This window comes from Pseudolabrys sp., assembly GCF_035943735.1.
Classification (GTDB): Bacteria; Pseudomonadota; Alphaproteobacteria; order Rhizobiales; family Xanthobacteraceae; genus Pseudolabrys.
This window is the reverse complement of record NZ_DASZBV010000006.1, coordinates 41,183-65,688: the sequence shown is the minus strand read 5'-3', so window position 1 is coordinate 65,688 and position 24,506 is coordinate 41,183. Positions and strand designations below refer to the sequence as shown.

Below are 24,506 nucleotides of genomic sequence, written 5' to 3'. Positions count from 1 at the left end.
GCACGAAACATAGAAGCTAACTGTCTAGTCAGTCAACTGCAGAGCGTATGCGTCTCAACGAGGCAACAAGCGTGCCAGCAACGGCGCGGCTGGAAGGCGTTCAGGAGCGGCGCGCCAGGCGTGCGGCGATATCGCGCGCGGCGGCGTAACCGAAGGAAATTGCCGGGCCGATGGTGATGCCCGGCCCCGGATAGTTGCCGCCCATCACCGAGTGCATGTCGTTGCCGCAGGCGTACAATTTGCCTATGGCACTCCCGTCGCGGCGCAGCGCCGCGGCGTTCTCGTCGGTCACAAAACCCGTGCTCGCGCCCATGTCGCCCGGATAGAGCCGCACGGCGTAGAATGGCGCCGTTTCGATCGGCCCTAGGCAGGGATTAGGCGTGTGCGCTGGATCGCCGGCGGTGATGCGCTGGTAGTCCGTCGTGCCGCGGCCGAAATCCTCGTCGACCCCATTCCGCGCGAGGCCTTTGAAGCGCGTCACCGTGGCGCGAAGATTGGCGGCATCGATGCCGAGCTTGCGCGCCAGCTCTTCGAGCGTCTGCGCCTGCGTGAGATAGCCGTCCTTCAGGTACGGCCCGCGCCCGCTGCGTCCCGGCCGCACCATGCCCAGACCGTATTTGCGCAGCGCCGTCTCGTCGGCGATCAAATAGGCGGGAATGCTCGGCGAATTGGCATTGCCCTCGAACAGCCCCTGCCCGAACGGATGATACGACAGCGCCTCGTTGAGGAAGCGGTTGCCGGCCTGATTGACGGTGATGATGCCGGGCCGGCCGCGATCGAAGATGAAATGCGGGAACACCGCGGTCGTCCCGTCCGGCCGCTGCCGTACCGAAACCGGCGTCCAGAACGCGGAGTCGCGGCCGTCCTCGCCGTAATAGGCGCCGGTCTCGAGCAGCAGATCGTGCAGCTGACCGGTGTGGCCGGGCGCGCCGGGGCAATAGTCCGGGACCGGTTTGCGCAGCATTTCCTGCCGCCGCACCGGGTGGCGGTTGAACCCGCCGGTCGCGGCGATCAGGCCGCCATTGACCGTGAGGCGGCGCCTCGAGCCGTTCTGCGCGACCGTCACCGCGTCGACGCCGTCGGCGCCGCAGGCGATCTCCTCGACCGACGCGTTCAGCAGAATCGGCACGTTGCGCTCGCTGAGCGAGATCAGCAGCCGTGCGATCAGCGCATTGCCCATCATCAGCCGCGTGCCGCGCTTGTGCGTCAGCCGGTCCATGGCATGGCGCGCGAGGATGCCGGCCGAATGCCGCAGCGCTTTCACCGAGCGCGTCATCGCCAGAAAGCTCAGCACGTCCTCCTGGTTCACCATCATGCCGCCGAGGATCGTGAACTCGGGAATGGGCTCGCGCACGATGCCGAGCAAGCCTTTTAGCGCACGCCCGTCATACGGCACCGCCTCGAGCACCCGCCCCTTCAGCGTCGACCCGGGCAGGCTGCTGTTGTAGTCGGGATGCAAGGTGCGGGCGCGGAAGCGCACCTGCGAGTTCTGCTCGAGCAGGGCGACCGCCTTCGGGCCGTGCTGCAGGAACGCCATGCGCATCCATTCCGGTGACTCGTTACCCACCGAATGCCGCAGATAGAGCGCGGCTTTCTCGATCGAATCGTCCGCGCCGACCTCCGCGGCATGATGCGTATTCGGAATCCAAGCGCTGCCCGCGGAATACGCACTGGTGCCGCCGACGCGATCGGTGCGCTCGATCAGCACCACACTCAGCCCCGATATCGCGGCGACCAAAGCGGCGGTCATGCCAGCCACGCCGGAGCCGACGACGACGACGTCGAAGGCCTGGCCGTCATCAAAGCCGGTCAAATTCGCAGGAATCATCGCTCTCTCCCCGTGCCGCCCGGCCTTGCCGCGGCCTCCGCTGTTGAACAGACATTCAACATATTTCGCCAGTCTTGGTAAAGGCCGCCGGCGCAAATGCGCCGCCGCGGGCGCCGGCGGACGAAACATTTGCACCGAGCACACCAAGATTGATATGGAAGAGCAGCATTCCCGTGCCAACTGACAATCATTGGGGGATACCGGCGTGGCACCTCGGCACAACGATCCCGCTCGCACCCGCGAACAGATTCTCATCCGAGCGACCGAAGAATTCGCCCGGCTCGGCTTCGAAGGCGGCCGCGTCGACCGGATCGCGGCGCGCTGCCGGCTCAGCAAGAACATGCTGTATTATTATTTCCAATCGAAGGAACGGCTGTTTGTCGCCGTACTCGAGCGCATGTACGAAACAATGCGCAACCAGCAGAAGGACCTGGCCCTGCGCACCAGCGACCCCGTGGTCGCGCTGGAGCAACTCATTCGCCATACCTTCATGGCCATGCAGAGCGATCCCTCGGTCATCCGCCTGATGAACGAGGAGAACAAGCACCGCGGCAAATATCTGAAGAAGTCGCACCGCGTACGCGAGCTATACGAGCCGTTGCTCGAAACCATCGCATTCATTCTTGATCGCGGCAGCAAGGACGGCGTGTTCCGCACCGGCCTGGACCCGGTCACCGTCTATCTGACGTTTTCATCGCTTTGCTACCATTACCTGTCCAATCAATACACGCTCGAGGTCGCTCTTGGCCGCGACATGGAGTCGGACGCCGCGCATGCGCGCTGGCTGAACCATGTCGTCGAGGTGGTGATGCTGCACTGCTTGACCTCAGTGCAGACCCTGCCCTCGCGCAAGATCGCCTGACCCGCATCTGTCCGCTGGGCGTGCCGAAGTTGCCTACTGCATCGGCTATCGACGCGCATGGCGACGCCTGACCGCGGGCAGCGCCGGCACTTCTGCGCACAATTCACGCGTCCTTCGACACGCCGGCTTCTTGACTAGATAGTCAAGACGGATATGCTCACGGCCACACCAACACGAGGAGTCCTTCGATGGGCATTGCCAGACATCCGCTTCCACCAGAGCTCGTAGGCGTTTCGATGGAAGACGTCATGTCGCGCTACACCGCGCGCTTCGCCGATCGTAAGGCCGATTGGGCCGCCTTCGAGGACGCGAAGATCGAAGGCTACAAGCGGGCGCAGCATCGCTTCATTGGCGCCGGCGGCTCCGGCAAGCACGGCGACCCGAGCGTCATCCCGGCAAAGAACTTCACGCTTTCGATCATGTTCGTGCCGCCGGGCCAGGGCAACGCCGCGCACACCCATGAAGTCGAGGAAGTATTCTTCGTGCTCCAGGGCCATCTCGACGTCTTCGTCGAGGACGGGAAAGGACACCGCGTCACCAAGCGGCTCGGCCCGTGGGAATGCGTCTCCTGCCCGGCCGGCGTCATCCACGGCTATCAGAACGACAGCCTCGAGCCGGTCTACTTCCAGGTGATGCTCGGTCGCGGACAGCCCGAGACGATGGGTTACGCCGACGACGAACTCTACAAGCGGCGTGACGCCCACCTGAAGTCGGCCTGACGCGCCGATTGCGCGATACGAGACAAGTGCTTCGAGCGGTCTGCGCCCGATGCATCGTTGGAAGCCCGGCGTCCTGCGCCGCCGCGGCCGCACGGAGGGATTCATGAGCACTGTTCCGGACATCACCTCCTTCGTCGGCGGCGAGCCCCTCACCGGTACCGGGGGCTTCGATTTCGTGCGTCCCCTCGACGGCAAGGTCATCGGCCGGATCGTCGAGGCGGGACCGGATGGCGTCAAAGCCGCCGTGCGGGTGGCGTCGGCGGCCTTCGCGGCCAACCGGAAGGCGCCGGTGCATCAGCGCGTGGCCTGGCTGAAGGCCGCGGCCGCAGCGCTGCTCGGTTCGGCCGAGGAGATCGCCGCGGTGATTTCCGAGGACGTCGGCAAGCCCATTCGCAGCTGCCGCTTCGAGGTGCGGCGCGGCGCCGAGTTCTTCGAGGTCTGCGCCGCCGCCCTGCCCCAGCTCAATGGAGAGGTGCTACCGCTCGACAGCGCCGCCGCCGGCACCGGCCTGTTCGGCTTCACTCGTCACATCCCCTACGGAGTTGTCGCTGGCGTCACGCCGTTCAATGCGCCGGTGAACCTGCTGGTGCAAAAGGTCGCGCCGGCCATCGCTGCGGGCAACGCGATCATCGCCAAGCCGGCGCCAGCCGGCACGCGCACCGCGCTCATGCTGGCGCAATTGTTCGAACAGGCTGGTTGGCCCAAGGGACTGTTCACCGTGCTCACGGGCGACAAGGCCACGGCCGGCGCCCTGTGCGCGCATCCCTTAGTGCGGGCCGTTTCCTTCACCGGTGGCACCGCCGGCGGCGAGGCACTGGCCCGCCTGGCCGGAGCCAAAAAGTTCGTCGCCGAACTCGGCTCCAACGCGGCCAATATCGTCCTCGCCGATGCCGACATCGTCGATGCCGCGAAACGCATCGCCGCGGCCGCCTTCGAAGCCAGCGGCCAGCAGTGCATTTCGGCGCAGCGCGTGCTGGTGCACGAGAGCATAGCCGACGCCTTCCTCGCCCGCTTCGTCGACGCCGCCAAAGCCATGAAGGCCGGCCACCCCGACGATCCGCAGACCGACCTTGGGCCGATGGTCAACAGGGCCGCCGCGCAACGCGTTATGGAAGTATGCGGTGACGCGATCGCGCACGGCGCGGTCTACGCGCTCGAACCGCGCCGCGACGACGCGCTGGTGACGCCGGGCATTCTCTGCAAGGTGCCGCAGACCGCCCGGCTCTGGCGCGAGGAGATCTTCGGACCCATCGCCTTGGTCGTTCCCTTCGCCACTATCGAGGACGCGCTCCGCCTCGCCAACGACTCCCCGTTCGGGCTTCAAGGCTCCGTCTTCACGCGCGATATCAAGTCGGCCTTTTCGTTCGCGGACGACTTCGATGTCGGCGCGTTGTGGATTAACGAGGCCAGCCGGTTCCGTCTCGACGTCTATCCGTTCGGCGGCGTGAAGCAGAGCGGCGTCGGCCGCGAAGGCGCACGCTATGCGATCGAAGAGTTCTCGCAGATCAAGTTCGTCGGAATTCGCCCTTGACGCCGCGTAGCGTCAGGAGTGGCTTGGTTGCCCGCGCTTCCGGTCAGCACGACGGATTATAGTGGCGTGGGCTTAAGCGGCGGCAGGTAGGATGCAAGCTCACATGGACAAGCGCACCCGTGTCGTCTTCATCGGCTGGGGCGCGATCAATTCACGCGTGGGCGCGCTGCTCGCCCAGCGCAGGACCGCGATCGACATCGCCGGCATCGCCACCATCGACACGCCGGAGGGCCGCGCGGCCTTGCCGGCCGGCGTTCGCTTCATCGGCTCGCCCGATGATCTGACCGCGGCGAACCCGGATCTTGTCGTCGAAGCTGCGGGCCGGGCCGCCATCGAGCAATGGGCGCCGGCGGCGCTCGCCGCCGCGCCGGAACTGATCATCGCGTCGACCAGCGCCTTCTGCGACGATGGCCTGCTAATGCGGCTCGTCGATCTCGCCGAGAAGACGGGCAGCCGCATCCACGTGCCCTCCGGCGCCATCGGCGGCATCGACGCGCTCGCCGGCGCCGCCGTGCTCGGCCTCGACGAGGTCGTCCACCAGATCGTCAAGCCGCCGCGAGCCTGGAAGAACACGCCGGCCGAGAAGCTGCTCGATCTCGATGCGCTCGGCGAGCGCAAGGTGTTCTTCTCCGGCACGGCGCGCGAGGCGGCCGCCTCCTATCCGCAGAACGCCAACGCGACCGTCGTCACCTCGCTCGCCGGCCTCGGCCTCGACAGGACGCGCGTCGAGCTGGTCGCCGATCCTACCGTGAGCCTGAACGGCCATCACATCGCCGCGCGTGGCGCCTTCGGCCGCATGACGATCACGCTGGAGAACCGGCCGCTCGCGACCAATCCGAAGTCGTCCGAGCTGACGGCGCTCAGTCTGGTGCGGCTCATCGAGCAGCACGTGCATCGGCTGGTCGTCTAGGCAGCCGCGCATGGCCGACATAGGACAACCGGAGATTCCCGCCGCGCTACGCGCTTACATGGCGGACGTCGGCCCGCACTGGTCGCCGGCGGCGCACGTCAAACCCACCATCGAGAAATTCAGCGCCCTCCATCGCTCTCGTCCAGAGGACCATCTCACCGTGCGCCGCGACATCGCCTATGGCAACCACGAACGGCAGCGATTCGATATCTATCTCCCGAACGACGGCACCACGGCACGCGCTGCGCTGCTGTTCGTGCACGGCGGCGCCTTCCTCGACGGCCACCGCAACCGCACCGAGGAGATTTACGCCAATGTGCCGCGCTATTTCGCGCGCCACGGGATCGTCGGCATCAATATCAGTTATAGACTCGCCGACGCAGTGCAGTATCCCGGTGCGAGCGAGGACATTGCTGCCGTGGTGGCCTGGACGCGCGCGCATGCGCGCGAGTTCAGCATCGACCGGAACAGACTGTTCCTGATGGGGCACTCCGCCGGCGCCGCGCATACCGGTAGCTATGTCTACGACAAGAGGCGGCATCCTTCGGATGGTCCGGGCGTTGCCGGGCACATCGTGCTGAGCGGCCGCGTGCGCGCCGAGGCGAGGCCCGAAAATCCGAACGCAAAAAAGGTCGTCGCCTATTACGGCAGTGACGACGCCGACGTCCTCGACAATCTGTCGCCGGTGAGCCACGTCGGCGCAGGCAGCGTCTCGACCTTCGTCGCGTGGGGCGAGTTCGAGAACCCGCTCATCGACCTGCACTGTGCCGAATTGGTCTACCGGCTCGCGGATGCGAAGCGGCGCACGCCGCCGCTGATGTGGCTAGCCGGGCACAACCACACCACGACCATGGCGCATATCAACACGGCCGAGGACGCGCTCGGCTGTGCCTTGCGCGCGTTCATCGCCGACCCGCGCTAGTCGCTACTGCGACGGTGGGCGGGCCTCGCATGCGCTAACCTGTCCCGGTTCTTTATAAGGCTCGTGACCATGCCGGCACTACAGAAAGGTGCATCGGGGATGTACAGCATGCGTGCGCAATGACAGAGGCGATCGCGGAGGCAAGCATAGGTGACACCGAGCGGCGTGCGCCCAACTCTCGCGAGGGGACCTCTCGTACTTCGGCGCCTTGGTCCGCCTCGGGTCAAACCCAGACATTCGCACGTACGCTTCATAGGTCCGCAGTGACCGCGGTAGCAGACCTGTTCGCTATTCATCCAAACCGGCAGTCAGGGGATCGCCGCGGGTCCACTGCAGCTTGAAGAAGCTGTTGGCGCTCTCGACGAGCGGGCCACTTCCCCCGTCTGCAATCGCAGCCGAATAGACTAATTCGCCTTTGTGCCTCTAGATCGGGCCAAGGTTATGCACGGTGGCGCGGGCTATTCGTACGTAATCAGTCCTGCAAAGCCCTCATCCACATGATCCTGATGATGGCAGTGGAAGAAGTCGGCCCGGGAACGCTGGCGATGAAATTCACCTCGGCGAACGAATGTCCCCGTATGCTTAGCGTGTCCTTCATCAGTCCGGACATCTCAGTGTCGTACGGGCGCCCCTCCCGCAGCCGCAACACGGGGCCCGGCTCCTTCCTGACTTTCGGCCCCGGCGCCAGTTCGAGATTGGTCGGAGCGATTCGGGCGGTGGTCGGCTTTGGGTGCGGGCTGGGCTCGGCCCATGCCGCTCGCCAGCATAGCTGCACCGGCCCCAGTACCAGCCTTTCTGGCCACGGTCGGCATCAGGCCATTGCGCTTGCAACACGAACAACAAAATTCGTCCCTTCCCAGCTTTTGCGGCCGCTCCAATAAATCGTGAAAACTACGTCTTTCTCTGCGCGCAAGGCCCGCGTCGGCAGATCGCAAATGTATGTTCCGAATCCGGTTGCTTTTGCGCTCACTTCGTCGAAAGTCCGCCAGCCATCCGAGGACCACCGGACGGTGCCAGACTCTAGCAATTCGACGCGCAAAATACGCCCTTCGACCAAACTCTCGATTTTCGAGGTCATTCGCCACGACTGCGCAAAGAGCTTTTGGTTATTCTGAATATATCGCCGCGCGGCCTGCAATGGCATATCGAAGACTGCGCCATCTCTGATCGACCTTAGCAACTTTATGTGCTCGGCATGCGCCCATGCGAGCGGCATGGCGCTGCCGGCGGGGCGACCGAGAAACAGTTCCCGCTCTGGTATATCTTTGGCGTCCCATATTTGCTCCGGTATCAACCCGCCATCGCTGCTGGACGCCTCCAAGGCAGCGAGAAGCCGTCGCGCCTCGTCGATACGGCCGAGGGCCAATTCGTAATGTGCGCGCTCTCCCGTCAGCAAAGGCCAGAGGCGCCCAGTGCCAGTTCCATCAAACGGCGAACCGTCCTCATGTTCGCCGTAGCCGTCATCGTTATAGCGATACCAATACGGCCCGGCGGGAAGTTCGCGCTTTAGGACCGCGTCGATGGCGGTCACGGTATTCCGGATGCGCGGGTCGTCTGCTGCGCGCAGCCCGAAGCGAACCAGCGCCAGTGCATCCGGACTGATGAGGCTATCCGCTTCCAGAGACGCATTGGTATCAGCGCGATTACGGATCGCGACCCGGCCCCGGAGAGGGTCGGCACCGTTGCCAGTCGAGTCACCGATGCGGATGTAATATCCTTCGATGCCCAGCCTGCGCGACAACTCGGTATCCGTGGCGTAGGTCCACGTCTCGATTTGCTCGTTCCACCCGTCCGCCACCTCGCGCAGATATTGCGCCGCAGAGGGATCGCCGGCGGCCTCGATCGCGTCAGCCGCCACCAGCAAGGCGGTAACTTCGACAGCGAGTGTAAAAGGTGAATATCCGCCGTCTTCCTCCCAGCGATCCTGATTGGTTGCGGGGCCGTGACGAACGATATAGCCGGCGGCGGCTTCAATCATCTTGCTGTAACGAGCGGTCGCGGACGCATCGATGGCGCCGGCGCGCAGCAACATGTCGTAAAGCAGGATAGGGAAGCCGGTCTCGTCCATCTGGATGCCTCCCCAATAAGGCCGGCCGTCCAGCCATGAATTTTGCGCCCAGTGTCCATCGGCTTCCTGCACGGCCATCAGGTAACCGAGAACGGCTTCCGCCGCTTCAGTCGCACCGGCAGCGAGGAGCCCGCCTGCGACTTCCACAAGATCCCGCGGCCAGACCAGATGATAGCCGCCAAGGTCGTCGTCCCCTTTGGACGAACCCCAAGGGACCGACAGGCTCGCAATGATCGCGCCCGATGCTGCGTCCCGGTGGGAGGCTAAAACCAATGTGCTGACGCGGTACCGATTGAGCCCTTTTGCATCGCGCGGCTGGTCGAGCGGTATGAGCTTGCTCTGCCACTGCCGCCAACCGGTTCGGAAAGCCTCCAGCGCAGCGGGCGCACCGCGCTGAATGCTGATCAAAGAGCGGAACGCGGCCTCTTCGGCTTGTGCCCCAAAGCCGATCGCAAGCAATGCACGGCCATTGCCCGCGGTGAGGTCCAGGGTGCCAGATATGGCGACATTGCCGTTTTCGCCGCGCTGATATTCGGACCGCAAACCTTCGCCCCGGCGCAGCGTCTGCCAACCGTCCGAGACTCCGACAAAACCGGCGGAGCGCGCCAGCCAAGGCACCGACGATGCCACCGCCAAGAAGGTTCCGCGCCCTTCTGCGAAAAGCATCCCGTGGCCTTTGAAATCACCATACCACGCTGTATTGCCAGAACCGGCATTCACCAGATGCGGCGCGACAAGCGCATGCAGAGCGTAGTCAGATGTTTTGCCGATCAGCGCTTCAAAGACGATGTCCTGGAGAACCACCTCGCGGTCGGGATCGGAAAAAATGGTCTTGGTGATACGGTACCGTCCGTCGCGAGCGGTATGGATCAACCGATAGGCGGGAACGCCATCCTCAAGCATTTCACCGGTTTGAATGGTGTCCCGCTTCTCCTCGGAAAAATAGCCGTCCGAAGTGACGATGAAGCCGAAATCGCGGATGCACGCTGTGTCCAGCCGAGGGGCATAGATTTCATTGAGGATGCCATGACTGATGGTGAACCAGACGCGGCTTTTTGCGTCGGCCGCGGTCCCCACGGCACTCTTGGCGCTCGACGTCCAACGGGAAGAAATGCCCGGAGCTCCCGGCGGCACAATAATACGATCTGTCATGTCGATCTTGCTTTATGTCTGATAGAATGTGCGGGTCTGGTGTGCGGCCATACAGGCCTCAAGCAGCTACGCGAATGAAATGTAGAGCACGAACACTGCAAAAGACTACCTAGCAGCCCAGGTTCGCTCGAATAATTAAAGATAAGTAATGACCAATTCCGTTACTCGCGCCCCCGCGTCTCCTGCCGATCCCGACACGCGGCCGTTGCCGCGCGTCCCTTATCGAATCGTGCTCACACTTGAAAACATCGAACGACGGATTGTTCCGGGTCGACGAACCGACGGATTGGATGTGCGGGGCGCTCGGTGTCTCGCGCGGCGGGTTCTATGCGTGGCTCAAACGCCCTAGCCAAACACCACGTGACATCGAGCGCTTCTACAATGCAAGACGCCGACACTCGGCGATCGAGCTATCTAAGCCCTATGGAATTCGCGCGCAGGGCCGGGGTCGCTTAGGTCGGTGTCATCCAAACCGGGTACAGGCCAAATGGGGCTGGTAACCGTCGCAGAGACGCGACAGCTGCTCATGCAGAACGGGGCACGATAACCGGTGCCGCTGCCACAACAAGAAATTTGAAACAAACGATCAAAGCACCGAGGCCGAACGCAACGAAGCCTCCGGTAAGCACTTCGTATAAAATACGAAGATGGTCGAGCATGGGATAAGTCATTTTGATGTACCTCTGCCGCATCAACTTGCCAACAACTATAAAGTTCCACGACGGATGCGAGGCTGTCGCACAGCACGACGTATAGCTCCAATCTCAAGAATCCCGCGCCGTACCGAAGACGAGATCGTCCTTATCGCCCCGAAAGGTAGAACGCCTACTCGTCGAGACGCTTATCCTTATGTAACTAACGGGAGGTCGTTGAGCGGCCGGCCGCTTTGAACGGCCCAAGCGCCGTTCCCGGTCGTAGAGACCGGCAGTGGCCGAGCGAAGCGCCCTCCCCGCGAAGGGGGTCGGCGCTTGTTAGACAATTTCGCCACCAAATCGGTATTCAGCAAACGTTTCCAAACCAAGATCCGAACTTTCCACATCGATCCGGCCACCGAGGCTACCGACAACGGCGCTCTGAAAGCGGGCTTCTTAGGGCCTTGGCCGGGCGCCAGTTCCCGATCGCGCCCGTTGGTCCAGAACTCCGGTTCCGCTGCGCGTCGAACCGGTAGGGTTTCCGCTGGAAAGACGGCTAATAATTCGTAAAACTGCGTCACTTAAGACCAAATCAATTCCTGATCCCATACGATCGCGCGTGCGCCGTTCCTAAATAGAAACGGCCGCTGGGATCGCATATGTCGAGGGCGAATCGAACCATTCAACACCCGTTCGAAAGCTGCACGGACGTGCCGCTCTTGCGAGACGCCTTGAACAGCATCTCGCACGGCCTGGCGGCCTTCGACCGCAGGGAGCGGCTACTTTATTGCAATGACAGATATATTGAAATCTACGGTCTTTCGCCTAGGCAGATTAAGCCTGGCATTGCTCTGAGTGAGCTCATCGTCCTCCAAATTAAAGCTGGCAGAGCGGCGCCATCGATCAGCACTGATGAGTATCTTCGATCACGGCTTAAAATCGCACAGGCGAACCGCTACTCGGAGACGATGGTCCCCCTCCGAAACGGCCAAACCATATGTATCCGCCACATTCCGCGCGCTGTCGGTGGGTGGGTCGCTACGCACGAGGACGTTACTGACCAACAAAACTGGGCACATGCTCTTGCCACTGCCAATGTAGATGCCGAGGAAGCTCGGGAGAAAGCCCAGGCCGCACACTCGCTTCTGATAGATGCGATCGAAATGATTCCTGAAGGGATCGCAGTTCTGGACAAAGACGATCGGTTTGTTCTCTGGAATTCCAAATATCGCGAAATGTATGGCATCAGCCGCGATACGATCGCTGCTGGCGCGCGCTTCGAAGATGTGTTGAGAGCCGGCCTTCAGCGCGAGCAATATCCCGATGCAGTCGGACGCGAGGATCAGTGGCTTTCAGAACGACTGGCCCGCCATTTTCAGTCCGCAGCTACGCATGAGCAGCAGTTGGCTGGCGGCGCCTGGGTCCGGGTCCATGAGCGCCGAACGAGCAACGGAGGAAGCGTCGGCATCCGCGTCGACATTACTGACCTCAAAGCGCGAGAGCGGTCACTTAAGCTCCTATTCGAAAGCAACCCGCTGCCCATGTGGGTCATCGAGGTCAATACGGCCCAATTCCTTGCTGTTAATGAGGCAGCCGTCCGGCACTACGGCTACAGCCGGGAGCGCTTTCTGCAATTAACGTCCATTGAACTTCGCCCGGCGGACGAGCGCGACCAATTCACGGATTTCCTGCACTCAGGCGAAATGAGCGGCGGACGACGGATATGGCGGCATCTGAGGGCCGATGGGTCTGAGATGCTCGTCTCGGTCTATTCGACGGATCTCGAATTTGAGGGTCGACAAGCCAGGATCTGCGCCATCATCGACGTTACCGAGCTTAAGCGCGCCGAAGCTGACCTCGTTAGGCAGAAAATGCTTACCGAGGCAGCAATCAGCAATATGTCTCAAGGCCTGCTGATGTTCGACGCTAGCGGTACTCTCGTCCTCTGCAACTCCCGCTACATCGAAATGTATCGGCTTTCACCAACCGTCGTAACGCCCGGCTGCGCTTTCCGTGACCTCGTCCGCCACCGCAAAGAGCGGGGCGTGTTCAACGGTGATATCGGCACGTACTGTGATGAAATTATACGTGCGATGACAGATGGGAAGACAATCGCCCGCACGATCGAGCTTCCGGACGGCCGCTGCATTCACGCCGTCAGCACACCTATTCCAGGCGGCGGCTGGACCGCGACCCATGAAGACGCGACCGAACGACACAGGGCGCAGGAGCGTATCGAATACCTCGCACAACACGATACGCTCACCGGTTTGCGAAACCGGGCTTGTTTCAACGAATTCCTGGCCCAATCACTCGACAATGCCTCCAGAATGGGCGAGGGAGTCGCGGTCCTTTCTATCGACCTCGATCGATTCAAGGAGATAAACGACGTATTCGGCCACGCGGCTGGGGACGAACTTCTCTGCAAGGTGGCCGCGCGGTTCCAGAATGCCGCTGAAGGAGCATTCATTGCCCGTTTGGGCGGCGATGAATTCAGCATCGTTTTGGACAAGGACCAGAATGCGGACAAGGCGCAGTATGTTGCATTTAAACTGCAGAGGGCCTTCGCCGAACCCGTCGAGGTTGCCGGAAGACCAATCCGGATCGCGATCAGTATTGGCGCGGCGATCTACCCGAATGACGGCTGTGATGCGGCCGCGCTCCTGGCCAATGCTGATGCCGCGCTTTATCGCGCCAAACGAGAGGGCCGCGATTCCGTACGTTTCTTTGCGCCGGAAATGGACGCGAGACTTCGCGAAGATCGGGTGCTGCAGCTCGAGCTTAAGTCCGCGATCGAGCGAAACGAACTGGAGCTTTTTTATCAGCCACAAGCCAGACCGAACCACGAAATAGTCGGCTTTGAGGCTTTGGCGCGTTGGCACCACCACTCACGAGGTGCGATTTCTCCCAAGGTGTTTATCACGCTCGCGGAAGATAGCGGGTTGATTTTATCGCTTGGTGAGTGGGTGTTGCGAGAAGCCTGCCGAGAGGCCGCGTCGTGGAAGAATCCGCTCCGGCTATCGATCAATCTCTCTCCCGTCCAATTCCAGCACGGCGACATTGTGGCTGCCGTCCATCTGGCACTGCTGGACACTGGACTGAGTGCCGACCGGCTGGAATTGGAGATCACTGAAAGCGTTTTGATTGGAGACTTTCAAAGAGCAATCTCAGTTTTGCGGCGCTTGAAGGCACTGGGAGTACGGATTGCGATGGATGACTTCGGGACGGGATACTCTTCCCTTTCCTATCTGCAGTCATTTCCCTTCGATCGCATGAAGATTGATCGGACATTCGTCAGCCGGTTATCGGATGGAGCCCAATCAGCCGCTATCATCAAAGCCATAATCGGACTCGGACGCAGTCTTTCGCTGCCAATAACGGCGGAGGGGGTTGAAACTGCGGAGCAATTTCGGTTCCTCGCCGCGGAGGGATGCAGTGAAATGCAGGGCTACCTCATTGGCCGCCCAAGCCGCATCGATAAGTATGCGGACATAGTCGGAAAGCCAAGGCAGGCAGCAGCCAAGGCTAACTGAGTCGTAAGGGCAGCCTCGACGGAGCAGGTCCATCCGCGCGCAAATATCCATAACTGGACGTCACAGCTCAGCTAGCGTTTAGATCCTCCGCTGAGGACGCCCTGGGCACGTAATAACGCTCGGAGCCGCTGCTGGAACCACCGGACAAAGATGTAAGCGGCCTAGCCCCACCTGGGTCAGATCCGGGTGTTGGCGTTGAGGACGTACGGGTCTCCAGTGCTCCAATTGCGGCTGCCGGCTCTTGCATGCGCAAGTTCGCCTTGCGCCGAAGCGGAGGGCAAGTCCTCCGGACGTTCCTCAAACTGATGCAGCCTGTCATATGGAGTTGATGGCTCACGGCCGTTCCGCATCGGCGGCGTGCGGCCGTGACCCACCGCGTTTCCTAGGAGACGAAAATGCCGCCGCTGCCGCTCTCTCCACGACCGTAAAGATCGCGGATACGGCGAACCCGATTCACAAGCTTGCCATAGTCCGTGCGAGCATGCGCCTCCCCGTCGAGGACCTTCAGCGCCTCCATGATATCGTCGAAGGAGACGAGTTGTCCGTTGCCGTGCTGCCGCAGCCCGGGCGCAGCCTCGACCGCACAGGCGTCTGAGGCCCAAGACGCGAGAACCGCCCGCTTCTCGTTCAGCGTCAGATCGCCGTCCCGTAGGACCTCGCTTGGGTGGCCATAGGCGGCCGCCGGATGCAGCAGACTGTTGATGTCGAAAGTCGTGTCGGATTTGTTTTCTGCCATAGTCATCTCTCCACAGCGTGGGAGCGTGCCCGGGCATCGGCCGGACCCGCCCCGTTCGGCCATCGCAGCCACGCTCAGGCGTCCTGGTGCTCGATGGTGCGGACGTTATCCTGCGGCGCGGCCGCGCTGGTGATTGCGATCCGCCGCGGCTTGAGGGCCTCCGGCAATTCACGGACCAGCTCGATCTGCAGCAGACCGTCATTCAGCGAAGCCCGTTTCACCTCGACGTATTCGGCCAGGTTAAATCGCCGCTCGAATGGCCGCGCGGCGATGCCGCGATAAAGGTACTCGCCGCCGGCGACATCCTTCTCCATGCGGCCGGTCACGATGAGCGTGTCGCGATCGAGGGTGACCGTGATCTGCTCGGGCTTGAAGCCGGCGACCGCGAGCGAGATGGAGTAGGCGTTCTCGCCGGTCCGGGTGATATTGCAGGGTGGATAGTTGCCCTCCGGCTCCAGCCGGAGACTTTGATCGACCAGGTCAAACAGACGATCGAAGCCGACGCTGGTGCGCCAGAAGGGATCGAGATTGAGGGTTCTCATGGCCATATTCTCCATTGAGCAACATGGGAATGAGCAGCGCGCCGGACCCTGCCGGCGCCCGCGCCGGGCCCGGTGGGCACCCGGCGGGCGACGATTTGGGTTCACCTTGCGGGATTTCAAGGGTTGCCGTTCAAAAAACTTCTCCGGGCCGGCGCTCTGGAAGACGCCCAGCCGGTCGGCACAAGCCGCTCGCTCCCAGAGCTAAATTCGGCGGCCGCGAGATGGGCTTATACCGGCTGTCGCCAACCAGGGTGAGCAGGTCTGATCTTCGCGAAGGAGCGGACCTCACGGCATCGGCGTCTTGGTCCGCCTCGCGGCCGCGTGTGGACGGCTTCGAGTCGGCAATGGTGCGGCCCGAGTGGGTTGTCCTGATCGCCGGATCGAGCGGCTCTGCATTACGTGCTGTTAGCCCTCCCCAGCCTTCACATCACGCCGAACGACCCGGCGCGATCGCGTTCAGACTGCTAGAGCAGCCGGCTCACTGTGCCGCTCACCTTTGACCATCAGCGCCCAAGCCATCCTCGCGATCTTGTTCGCCAGCACGATAGCCGCGACCTTCTTCGGCCGGCGCGTCAACAACGCCGCGAGCCAAGGTCGACGTTGAGTGCCGTGGATCTTGGCGTATCGGATGACGGCAAGGCTCCGATGGTGGACAGGGTTTGCAAGTAACGATCACCTTGTTTGGTGACCCCGCCCAGCCTCGGATTGTGCCACTCGAATGCTGCGTCGGCACCAAGCCGATCAAGGCCGAGAAGTCACGCCCTGAACGGAAGGACCTCGGATCAGCGATACTGGCCGCCAGTGCTGTGGCCAGCGCGGGACCCATTCCCGGGATCTCATTGAGGCGCCTACTGGGGCTCATTCGGGCGATGCCACTGTAAGATCTTTCCGTCGAACTCCAGAATATGCGCTTTCAATGCGCGCAGTTGATCAAGTGCTACTATTGGTGCGCGAACGGTCCTTGCAAGTCGAGTATCATCTTTGCTGGCGACTACGCCGAGCAGGGCGTTGATCACTGAAGTCCGCTGACGGATAAGCGAGCTGCGCGTCCGATGAAGGACAAGCTCACTCTGCTGCTCGATCGTCTTCTTCGGCGCAACCCGCATGTTCGGCCGCACGACCGCTTCGCAGATCGCTTCGCATTGGTGCAATTATTCTTCTGCCGTTTGACATTCGGTCTCACGTAGGCTGGCGGGATCAACCGCTCCGTATGGCCTAGCGCCTGCAGCTCCCGCGATCAATGATGCGAGGTCGCGCAGGCCTCTCTATTCCAACTAAGCAGGGAGGCAGTTTCGCAAAGAATCCAAGCACATAGCGCCGCTTCAACTGGCGCCGGATGATCACGGTCCCTGCCGTGGAGCTGAAAGACTTATTTAGCGATATCGAGACCAATTGTCGTGATCGTCTGCATCAGCTACTCCGGAGGGTGAGCGTTTAAAAACATCCACTTTGATGCCACCGAAGTGCCGGTGGAGGAGCCGTCCACAGCATCAGGAGGTGACATGATATCGAATCGAGAATTACCACTGATGCGATCGACTAAAGATCGAGCAGTCTCACTACCCGGCGAATAGGACCGCTCTTGCGGACCATCCGCGCGAAACTCGGCAGAGCTGACCGACCTCTCGAATCGCTGCGCCTTCCGTCTCCTAGCCGTCGCTGCGATGCTGGAGCGCGATGCGGACGGGAACGGACTTTGCGGCAGGGACCTTGCTTTCTTTCGCATAGTGCCAAAGCGGAATAAGGACATTGCATTCTGGATAATAGCCGAGGACGCACTTTTCCGGGATGTCATACTCCATGACTTGCAGATCGCCGTACTTGCGTTCGATTCCGTCATTGGCAGCGGTCGAAAGCATGACGCGGTCGCCGACGCGAAGTCCGAGCTTAGAAATATCGGCTCTGTTCATCAGAACCACGTTGCGGCTACCTTTGACGCCACGGAATCGATCGTCCTCCGTATAGACGGTGGTGTTGAATTGACCGTCGGCACGAGTAGTCATCAGTTGATAGATATCCGGCCCCTGCTCGACGCGATTATTGAGACTCTCGGGAACCGTGAAGTTCGCCTTGCCGTTCGGAGTTTTCCACTTGCGTTCGCGCGCCCCGAGCGGGCGTGGAAACCCTCCTGGTGTGAACAGGCGATTGTTGAAATCCTTGAACTGATCCGGATAGGTCGCCTCGATCGCGTCGCGGACGAGTGAGTAGTCGCCGACCCACTTTTCCCAATCCACGTTCGGGTTCGTCGACAGCGTAGCCTTGGCGAGACCGGCAATAATCGCGGGCTCGGAGAGGACGTGTTCGCTCACCGGCTCGCGCATGCCCCGCGAGCCGTGGATGCATGCTGTCGAGTCCTCCATGGACACCGCCTGGGGGCCCGTCGCCTGGTTGTCGATCTCGATGCGACCGAGACAAGGCAGGAGGAATGTGACCTCGCCGGGAAGCAAGTGCGTCCGATTCAATTTGGTGGCGATCTGCACCGAAAGCCGCATTTTCATCCATGCGGGCTCCATCAACGATCGCTCGGGGATGGCGCGTGCGAAGTTGCCACCAAGGCTGACAAAACCTTTGACGCTGCCGTCGAGGATACCCTTGCAGGCATCAACCGTCGTCAGACCGTCCTCGTGCGGCGGCTCGAATGCGTAAAGTTCCTTGAGTTTGTCGAGCGGCACCAGCTTGGTCTTCTCCGATATGCCGACAGTGCGCTGACCCTGCACATTGGAATGGCCGCGGACGGGAGAGATGCCGGCCCCCTCCTTGCCGATATTACCGCGTAGCAGCAGGAAGTTCACGATCATCTTAACCGTCTCGACCCCGAACTCGTGCTGGGTAATACCCATACCGTAGTTAGCGATTACAGCATCGGCATTCATGTAGGTAGTCGCTGCATCCCGTAATTCGGCCTCGGTCACACCGGATGCTTGCTCAAGTGTCTCCCAATCTTGGGAGCGACAGAATTCTGCAAACTCCTCGAATCCATGCGTATGGCGCGTTATAAACTCGACGTCGATTTTGCGCGCACCGCCCGCTGACCTTGCCGCATCGTCGGCCTCAACGACCGCTTTGCAGATGCCAATAATGGCCGCGATGTCGCCGCCGCAGCGAACCTGGCAATATTGCGAGCTGATCCGTGTGCCGCCTGCCACCATCTGCATCGGGCTTTGTGGATTGACGAAGCGTTCCAGACCGCGTTCTCGAAGCGGATTGAAGGTCACGATGGGAACGCCACGCTTCGCCGCTCTCTGCAACGGGTGAAGCATCCGAGGAGCGTTTGTTGTGGTGTTGTGGCCGAAGAAGAAAATGCAGTCCGTTTTATCGAAGTCGGGCAAAAGCACGGTGCCGACGGGAACGCCGATCACTGGCGGCAGTCCGACGGACGTCGACTCGTGACACATGTTTGAGGAATCGGGGAAATTGTTCGTGCCGTACATCCGACCGAACAACTGATACATGTAGCTCGCTTCGAGTGAAGCGCGTCCCGACGTGTACATGATGACCGATTTCGGGGCAAGCTTCTTGAGCTGCGCGCCGATTTCGGTAAACGCACTATCCCAGCTCACCGGCAGATATTTGTCGGTTCCTGCGTCATAGCGCAGCGGGTGCGTCAGCCGACCATGCTCTTCGAGCATGTGATCGGACCACTCACGCAGTTCCGCGACGGTATGTTTGGCAAAGAATTCGGGTGTAGTGCGCTTGTTGGTGATTTCCCACGCCGTTGCCTTGGCGCCGTTTTCGCAGAATTCGAATGTGTGAGGCTCGGCCGGTTTCGCCCATGAGCAACTGACACACATAAAGCCGTCCGGCTTGTTCTGCTTCATCAGAATTTCGGGTCCGAGAAGCGGGATCTCCTCCTGCGTCAGAATGCCCGCCAGCGCTTCCACGGAGCCCCAGCCGCCGGCGGCGCTCGGTTGGCTTTCCTGTTCCGCTTTGCGCGGCGGCCTTTTGGCTTTCGGCGCCATGGTCTCGACCTCGTCGCTTTTTTTTGGCGTCGCCCTCCGATAACGACGTCTTGTGGCGAATAAGGTTTCGGATGGCTGGAGACCAATAATGGGAACTTGCTCCGGCGCTCGCGCGTCGAATAGACGGCGACGATTCAATGGCCTCTCATGCAACCCGTCGGCGTTCCGACTGCCACCTTGCTCGCCCCTTGCGTAGAATACCGCGCCTCCGCGGCGAAACGGCGGACGCGGGAGCTTGCCGAGGAAACTCCGGTGGCCCTCGTCTACGACGGCTCGACTGAGGCCGTCATGATGGCAACCCCAGCAGATCTCGAAGACTTCGCGCTCGGCTTCAGCCTGACGGAAGGACTGATCGAAAGCCCCTCCGAGATCGGCGAACTCACGATGCTGCACAGCGAGGCCGGCATAGAGCTGCGAATGTGGCTCGCCGGCCCCAGCGCGAATGCCTATCGCACGCGCCGACGGCGTCTCACGGGTCCAACTGGCTGTGGGCTCTGCGGTATCGAAAGCCTCGCCGAAGCAATCAGACCCTCACGCGTTGTCGGCAAAGGTCGTCATTGGCAAGCAGCCGACGTCGCCGCAGCGATAACGATGCTCGCCGAGGGGCAAACGCTGCACCGACAGACCCACGCCACCCACGCAGCGGCCTTCTACAGGCACGGTAGCGGAACCGCCATCACTCGGGAGGACGTCGGCCGCCATAATGCGCTCGACAAGCTCGGTGGTGCCATCGCGCGCAGTCGCGCTGACGCAAGCCAAGGCGCGCTCGTAATCACCAGTCGCGTATCGGTCGAAATGGTACAGAAGGCGGCTGCCATTGGCGCCCCGCTTCTCATCGCGGTTTCAGCGCCAACTGCGCTTGCGGTTCGTACGGCAGAGGCCGCCAATATTACCCTCATCGGGGTGGCGCGGCATTCCGATTGGGAACTGTACACCCATCCCCACCGCGTTCTGCTCGAATGACACCGCAACCGAACAGCCGGCCTGAACGCGCTTATCAGAACGCACCCGGCTCCAATGTGCCTTCACCGACCCACCGCGACGGTGCACCCTGCCTTGTTGTCTCTCCGGAACGATCTCGGGGTCGCTGACTTTGCCAGAGAGGCGATCGACGACAGAACCCAAGTGAAAGCACTCGCCTGGCACGGCAAGCATGACATCCGTTGCGAAACAGCTCCCGATCCGAAGATCGAACACCCGCGCGACGCCATCATCAGAGTCACCTCCTGCGCCATTTGCGGCTCCGACCTGCATATCTTTAACGGCATCATCCCACGCATGGAGTCGGGTGACGTACGCGGGCACGAGACCTTGGGCGAAGTGGTCGAGGTCGGCGCCGGCAATGCGAAGCTCAAGGTCGGCGACCGCGTCGGGCTGGCCCAGTAACCCCTGCCACACGCCGTATTCGTGGAGAGTCCTACTGATTTCGCTCCAGTTGCCCGGAAAGACGGTATTGAGCAGTTCGTGTGATCACACCGCTTCGTCAAAGCCATAGAGTTCCTGAGCGCCCTCCGCCAATAAACGGTTTCCCCGCCAAATCGGCGGACGAGCACTGGCGCGTGCGATATGTATTCAGCACCGTTTCCAAACCAGTCTCCGAGTTTCCGCTTCGACCCGGAGGCCCGGCGGGAACTACCGACAACGCCACCCGGAAAGTCACGGTTCCGCTCCGATTCCCCGCAGCAGTTAAACCCTTTTCCTCATTACGCATCTCATACAGCTTCGGAACCAGGGAGTGACCTGTGTCGGCTCGACCGGCGGCCAGATCGTCGTCCAGGCTGTCGCATGTCCCGGTGAAAAGCCGGACGTACGACCAGTACGTACCTCCATCCTAAAATGGCGTGACAAGCGGGCAGCCAAAGGGGTTACACGGGAATCGGGGGCAGGCGCGAGCTTCGGCCGAAACGGGCAAGACTGACAACCGTGGAACCGAACTATTTCGCGGCTGTTAGCTGGTGGCGCTGATGAACCCGATTTTTCAACTCCACCAACGCAACAGCGGCGCTATCAATGACACTGTCCCGCGTCAGCTTCTCCAAACGCGGAGCGAAGTGCGGCCAACGCAGGATAGCGAGCAAGGCAACCACCGTTATAAGTACTATGGCAATGCCGAGCATTACTAGGTCTTCCACGCGCTGCCATCGGCTCTGCTGTTTCGCTCGCATAGAGGCTGGTCCCGAAACGCACTTGCGCGATCAAGCCACATTTACAATTAGACAGCAGGAAGAAAGTTCAAGGCAAAATAGTTTGTCTGACAGTTTTAGCGTGTGCCTGCTGGCCCACCCTCAGATGAGGGAGGGGGCCAGCGGGCGAACCGCGCCCGAGCCGCAAGCGCAGCGGCACCACTTTCTGCTCCCAAATCAAGGTGGTCAGGCTCATTTGCCGTGGCTCGATAGCCACGTTGACATGCAGATGTTGTCCTTCGCAGAAGTCGTTGAGACGCATTAGGCGCGTCGCTAGGCGCTGCCGGATTGAGTGCTTGGCGTTACAAGCGGCTCTCTGTTGGGCCTGAAAAAGCATGTAATGTTCATGCCGACATATTAGTTTTCGCAACAACTTATGCTTGCCTGCCGTTTCAGCCACCATTTGTGAGAGCGCAGGCCAGCCTTCTCCCGATATTTGAACAGTGCAGTTGCTCAGGTGAGCTTTTGCGCCAAAGGCCGCTGGCCCGCCCACTACGCGGTGGCGGCCATAGAGACCCACTTCGATGTTGCTGCCATCAGCGAGGGCCGCGCCATCGAAATAAGATTACCGGAGACCGGAAAGACCAGCGACGCTAAGGACCTCCGGCCTCAAACAAAACGTCGCCTGCGTAGTAGTCTAATTGTGCGCACGCTTTGATGCTAACCGGCGGTACTGCGCGCAATTATTGAATGATCTGGCTTCTGAGGATGTATGTTCCGCTTCAGGCGAGCGAGAGAAGTGAAGCCGACGCCAACGATCGCACATATCTTATTCCTAATTCAAAGCGGCAAGGCTACGGTCTGTGTGAACTGCTAGCATGGACATCCAACGGGGTGTCGGTATGATTTCGCACTCTGCGCTAGTTGCTAATTCGCCTCCTATTGCGCGCCTCAGTATTCTAATTTACGTCAAGGTTCAGGTAGACGCCGCTGAACTTCGATGCTTCAATGGCAACAGAGACCAGCAATGATTTGGCGCTAAGAGGGGTGCGCGAATGCCACAGATATTCGCGGGTGCAGCATTTGATCCCGATGCGATCGAGAGCCTGTCTTTCGCATATAAGTTGGCTGCCACGCTCTGTCCGACCCCGCTCGCCACTCTGGCGTGTCCACGAAGTCATCGCTCGTCAAATTATTCCGATTGTCAAAACTGGCGAGCGGGATCCTCACACTTTGGCGGCAGGTGCGCTAAAAGAAGTCTGGGGCTAAGAGGCGAATAGGTTTGCGGGATCGCCCGGTCGGTGGGCAGACTCGTATCGTGAGCGGGTGTCTCGTCACCGCGTGCAGATCAGCGTCTGTACGTCTAGCTCGCCGGCGACATCCTCTACGACATTCCGGCGTTGTCATTGAGGTTCCGTTCGCGCTGACGGACAAGGCTATCCTGACCCAGCTTTGTCGCAGTCGGGGCGCCGTTCGGCGCTGACGTGGGACCAAAACGCGCGCGCCGCGTTAGCTCTGCGGGGCCCCTTTGTCTCGCGAGCAGATTATGTCGCTGCGCCGGCGGCTACTGTCATTTCTTCAAAAGCGTTTTGCCGACCGGCCACCGCCACTAAGGCTGGCATTCTGGGACGGTGAGGTGTTCGATTTCTCCACTTCGCCGACGGTGACCCTCACCTTGCGCGCGCCACGAATGGCGCGCGACCTCCTGCTCGGCCGCTTGGACCGGCTCGGCGACGCCTACGTCGCCGGCGACATTCTTGTTGAGGGGGCCGCGACCGACATTTTGCGCACCGGCATTGATCTCGCCGAACGAGTCGGCAAGGCGCCGTGGCTCGCGCCGCTCGTGCGCGGCACGGGGCTTCTTTCGTTTCGTCACACGAAGGCGCATGACGCACGCGCCATCGCCTACCACTACGACGTCTCCGACGATTTCTATCGCGCCTTCCTCGACGCCGCGATGATCTATTCCTGCGCCTATTTTTGCACCGGCGCCGAGGACATCGAAGTGGCGCAACAACAGAAGCTTGCGCACATCTGCAACAAGCTGCGTCTGGCTCCCGGGGATCGTCTGCTCGACGTCGGATGCGGCTGGGGCGGACTCCTGCATTTCGCCGCCAGCCACTACGACATTTCCGCACTCGGCATCACCAACAGCGAGACGCAATGCGCCGGCGCCCGCGACCGTATTGCCGCGGCCGGCCTTTCCGACCGTGTCGAAATCCGGCTTTCTGACTATCGCGATGTACCCGGCGAGGACTGCTTCGAGAAGATCGTCTCGGTCGGCATGTACGAACATGTCGGCAGGCGCAATTGGCCCACCTATTTCCAAAGTATCAGGCGGCTGCTCAAGCCAGGCGGTACGCTCCTTAATCACGGCATCATCACAACCGACGCGGATGGCCGGCCGCAAGGGCCGCCGGCGGCGAGTTCATCGACCGCTACGTCTTTCCCGGCGGCGAGTTGGCCAACCTGCCGCGGCTACTGACCGAAATTGCACGACACGGGTTGGAGACCTCCGATGTCGAGGATCTGCGCCCGCATTACGCTCGCACCCTGACGCTGTGGAGTAATCGGCTGGAGGCCAGCCGAGACGCGGTGATCGCTGCCGGTGGCGTCGAGCGCTATCGCATCTGGCGCATCTATCTCGCGGGCATGGCGCAAGCGTTTGATCGTGGGTGGCTGTCGATCGCACAAATCGTCGCGCACAAGCCGATTGGCGGCCACCCCGCACCGCGTCCCTGGACGCGCGACTATCAATATTCGCCGGAGGCTATCCCAACCCTCTGTCCGCCGCCCGACGCAACGTGAGTTGCGGCAACCGCGGAAAGCAGAGCGGCTCCGACGATAAACCTTCGGAGCCGCTCGAATAAGAGACAAGAAAGACGACTCAGATCTAGGTGCGCTCAGGTTGCGCTTGGAAGCAATTCGGCTACGGCCGTAGCACGTGCAGCGGTCGAGGCTTCATGCGCAAACCACGCCGACTGCCCGC

The 24,506-nt window shown here is 61.3% G+C and carries 15 protein-coding genes and 2 pseudogenes; 10 read left to right on the top strand and 7 right to left on the bottom strand.

Annotated elements, in window-relative coordinates; all coding sequences use genetic code 11:
- Positions 1 to 100: 100 nt before the first annotated feature.
- Positions 101 to 1,828 (bottom strand): FAD-dependent oxidoreductase, encoded by a 1,728-nt coding sequence (locus VGV41_RS03325; protein ID WP_326862234.1) that lies wholly within the window; start codon positions 1,826 to 1,828, stop codon positions 101 to 103.
- Between the two features lie 205 nt (positions 1,829 to 2,033).
- Here VGV41_RS03325 and VGV41_RS03320 point away from each other — a divergent pair, with 205 nt between their 5' ends.
- From VGV41_RS03320 to VGV41_RS03300, 5 genes are all read left to right on the top strand, one after another.
- Positions 2,034 to 2,690 carry a TetR family transcriptional regulator gene (locus VGV41_RS03320; RefSeq protein WP_326862233.1) on the top strand — a complete coding sequence of 219 codons (657 nt, stop codon included), beginning with the start codon at positions 2,034 to 2,036 and terminating at the stop codon, positions 2,688 to 2,690.
- A 248-nt stretch (positions 2,691 to 2,938) separates the two neighbouring features.
- On the top strand, positions 2,939 to 3,409 hold the full coding sequence (locus VGV41_RS03315) for a cupin domain-containing protein (RefSeq protein WP_326862232.1): 471 nt from the start codon (positions 2,939 to 2,941) through the stop codon (positions 3,407 to 3,409).
- Between the two features lie 103 nt (positions 3,410 to 3,512).
- On the top strand, positions 3,513 to 4,940 hold the full coding sequence (locus tag VGV41_RS03310) for an aldehyde dehydrogenase family protein (protein WP_326862231.1): 1,428 nt from the start codon (positions 3,513 to 3,515) through the stop codon (positions 4,938 to 4,940).
- A 103-nt stretch (positions 4,941 to 5,043) separates the two neighbouring features.
- Entirely contained in the window at positions 5,044 to 5,850 is an 807-nt protein-coding gene (locus VGV41_RS03305) for an aspartate dehydrogenase (RefSeq protein ID WP_326862230.1), read from the top strand.
- A 10-nt stretch (positions 5,851 to 5,860) separates the two neighbouring features.
- The gene (locus VGV41_RS03300; RefSeq protein ID WP_326862229.1) at positions 5,861 to 6,772 is read left to right on the top strand and encodes an alpha/beta hydrolase; all 912 of its coding nucleotides are present in this window, start codon (positions 5,861 to 5,863) and stop codon (positions 6,770 to 6,772) included.
- 811 nt (positions 6,773 to 7,583) lie between these two features.
- Here the strand turns inward: VGV41_RS03300 and VGV41_RS03295 are convergent.
- Positions 7,584 to 9,992 carry a glucan 1,4-alpha-glucosidase gene (locus VGV41_RS03295; protein ID WP_326862228.1) on the bottom strand — a complete coding sequence of 803 codons (2,409 nt, stop codon included), beginning with the start codon at positions 9,990 to 9,992 and terminating at the stop codon, positions 7,584 to 7,586.
- A gap of 1,363 nt (positions 9,993 to 11,355) precedes the next feature.
- On the opposite strand from VGV41_RS03295, the gene VGV41_RS03290 reads away from it, so the two are divergent.
- A complete protein-coding gene (locus tag VGV41_RS03290) occupies positions 11,356 to 14,157 on the top strand; it encodes a PAS-domain containing protein (protein WP_326862227.1) in 2,802 nt (933 codons plus the stop codon).
- A 382-nt stretch (positions 14,158 to 14,539) separates the two neighbouring features.
- Here VGV41_RS03290 and VGV41_RS03285 read toward each other — a convergent pair whose 3' ends face one another.
- The 4 genes and pseudogenes from VGV41_RS03285 to VGV41_RS03270 all read right to left on the bottom strand — a co-directional run bounded on the left by VGV41_RS03285 (position 14,540) and on the right by VGV41_RS03270 (position 19,394).
- Entirely contained in the window at positions 14,540 to 14,893 is a 354-nt protein-coding gene (locus VGV41_RS03285) for a hypothetical protein (RefSeq protein WP_326862226.1), read from the bottom strand.
- Positions 14,894 to 14,967: 74 nt separating this feature from the next.
- Positions 14,968 to 15,435, bottom strand: a complete 468-nt coding sequence (locus tag VGV41_RS03280) for an Hsp20 family protein (protein WP_326862225.1) — start codon at positions 15,433 to 15,435, stop codon at positions 14,968 to 14,970.
- A gap of 456 nt (positions 15,436 to 15,891) precedes the next feature.
- Positions 15,892 to 16,846 (bottom strand): annotated as a pseudogene (locus VGV41_RS03275) (IS110 family transposase).
- A gap of 238 nt (positions 16,847 to 17,084) precedes the next feature.
- Complete coding sequence (locus tag VGV41_RS03270; RefSeq protein WP_326862223.1) at positions 17,085 to 19,394, bottom strand: FdhF/YdeP family oxidoreductase; 2,310 nt, start codon at positions 19,392 to 19,394, stop codon at positions 17,085 to 17,087.
- 147 nt (positions 19,395 to 19,541) lie between these two features.
- Here VGV41_RS03270 and fdhD point away from each other — a divergent pair, with 147 nt between their 5' ends.
- Complete coding sequence (gene fdhD, locus VGV41_RS03265; protein WP_414705051.1) at positions 19,542 to 20,357, top strand: formate dehydrogenase accessory sulfurtransferase FdhD; 816 nt, start codon at positions 19,542 to 19,544, stop codon at positions 20,355 to 20,357.
- A gap of 162 nt (positions 20,358 to 20,519) precedes the next feature.
- Positions 20,520 to 20,765, top strand: a pseudogene (locus tag VGV41_RS03260) (alcohol dehydrogenase catalytic domain-containing protein); the annotation flags it as partial.
- A gap of 861 nt (positions 20,766 to 21,626) precedes the next feature.
- Here VGV41_RS03260 and VGV41_RS03255 read toward each other — a convergent pair.
- On the bottom strand, positions 21,627 to 21,839 hold the full coding sequence (locus VGV41_RS03255; RefSeq protein WP_326862222.1) for a hypothetical protein: 213 nt from the start codon (positions 21,837 to 21,839) through the stop codon (positions 21,627 to 21,629).
- Between the two features lie 1,314 nt (positions 21,840 to 23,153).
- On the opposite strand from VGV41_RS03255, the gene VGV41_RS03250 reads away from it, so the two are divergent.
- Complete coding sequence (locus tag VGV41_RS03250) at positions 23,154 to 24,002, top strand: cyclopropane-fatty-acyl-phospholipid synthase family protein (protein WP_326862221.1); 849 nt, start codon at positions 23,154 to 23,156, stop codon at positions 24,000 to 24,002.
- Complete coding sequence (locus tag VGV41_RS03245; RefSeq protein ID WP_326862220.1) at positions 23,978 to 24,325, top strand: class I SAM-dependent methyltransferase; 348 nt, start codon at positions 23,978 to 23,980, stop codon at positions 24,323 to 24,325. Before VGV41_RS03250 ends, VGV41_RS03245 begins: the two co-directional genes overlap by 25 nt.
- The last annotated feature ends 181 nt before the right edge of the window (positions 24,326 to 24,506 follow it).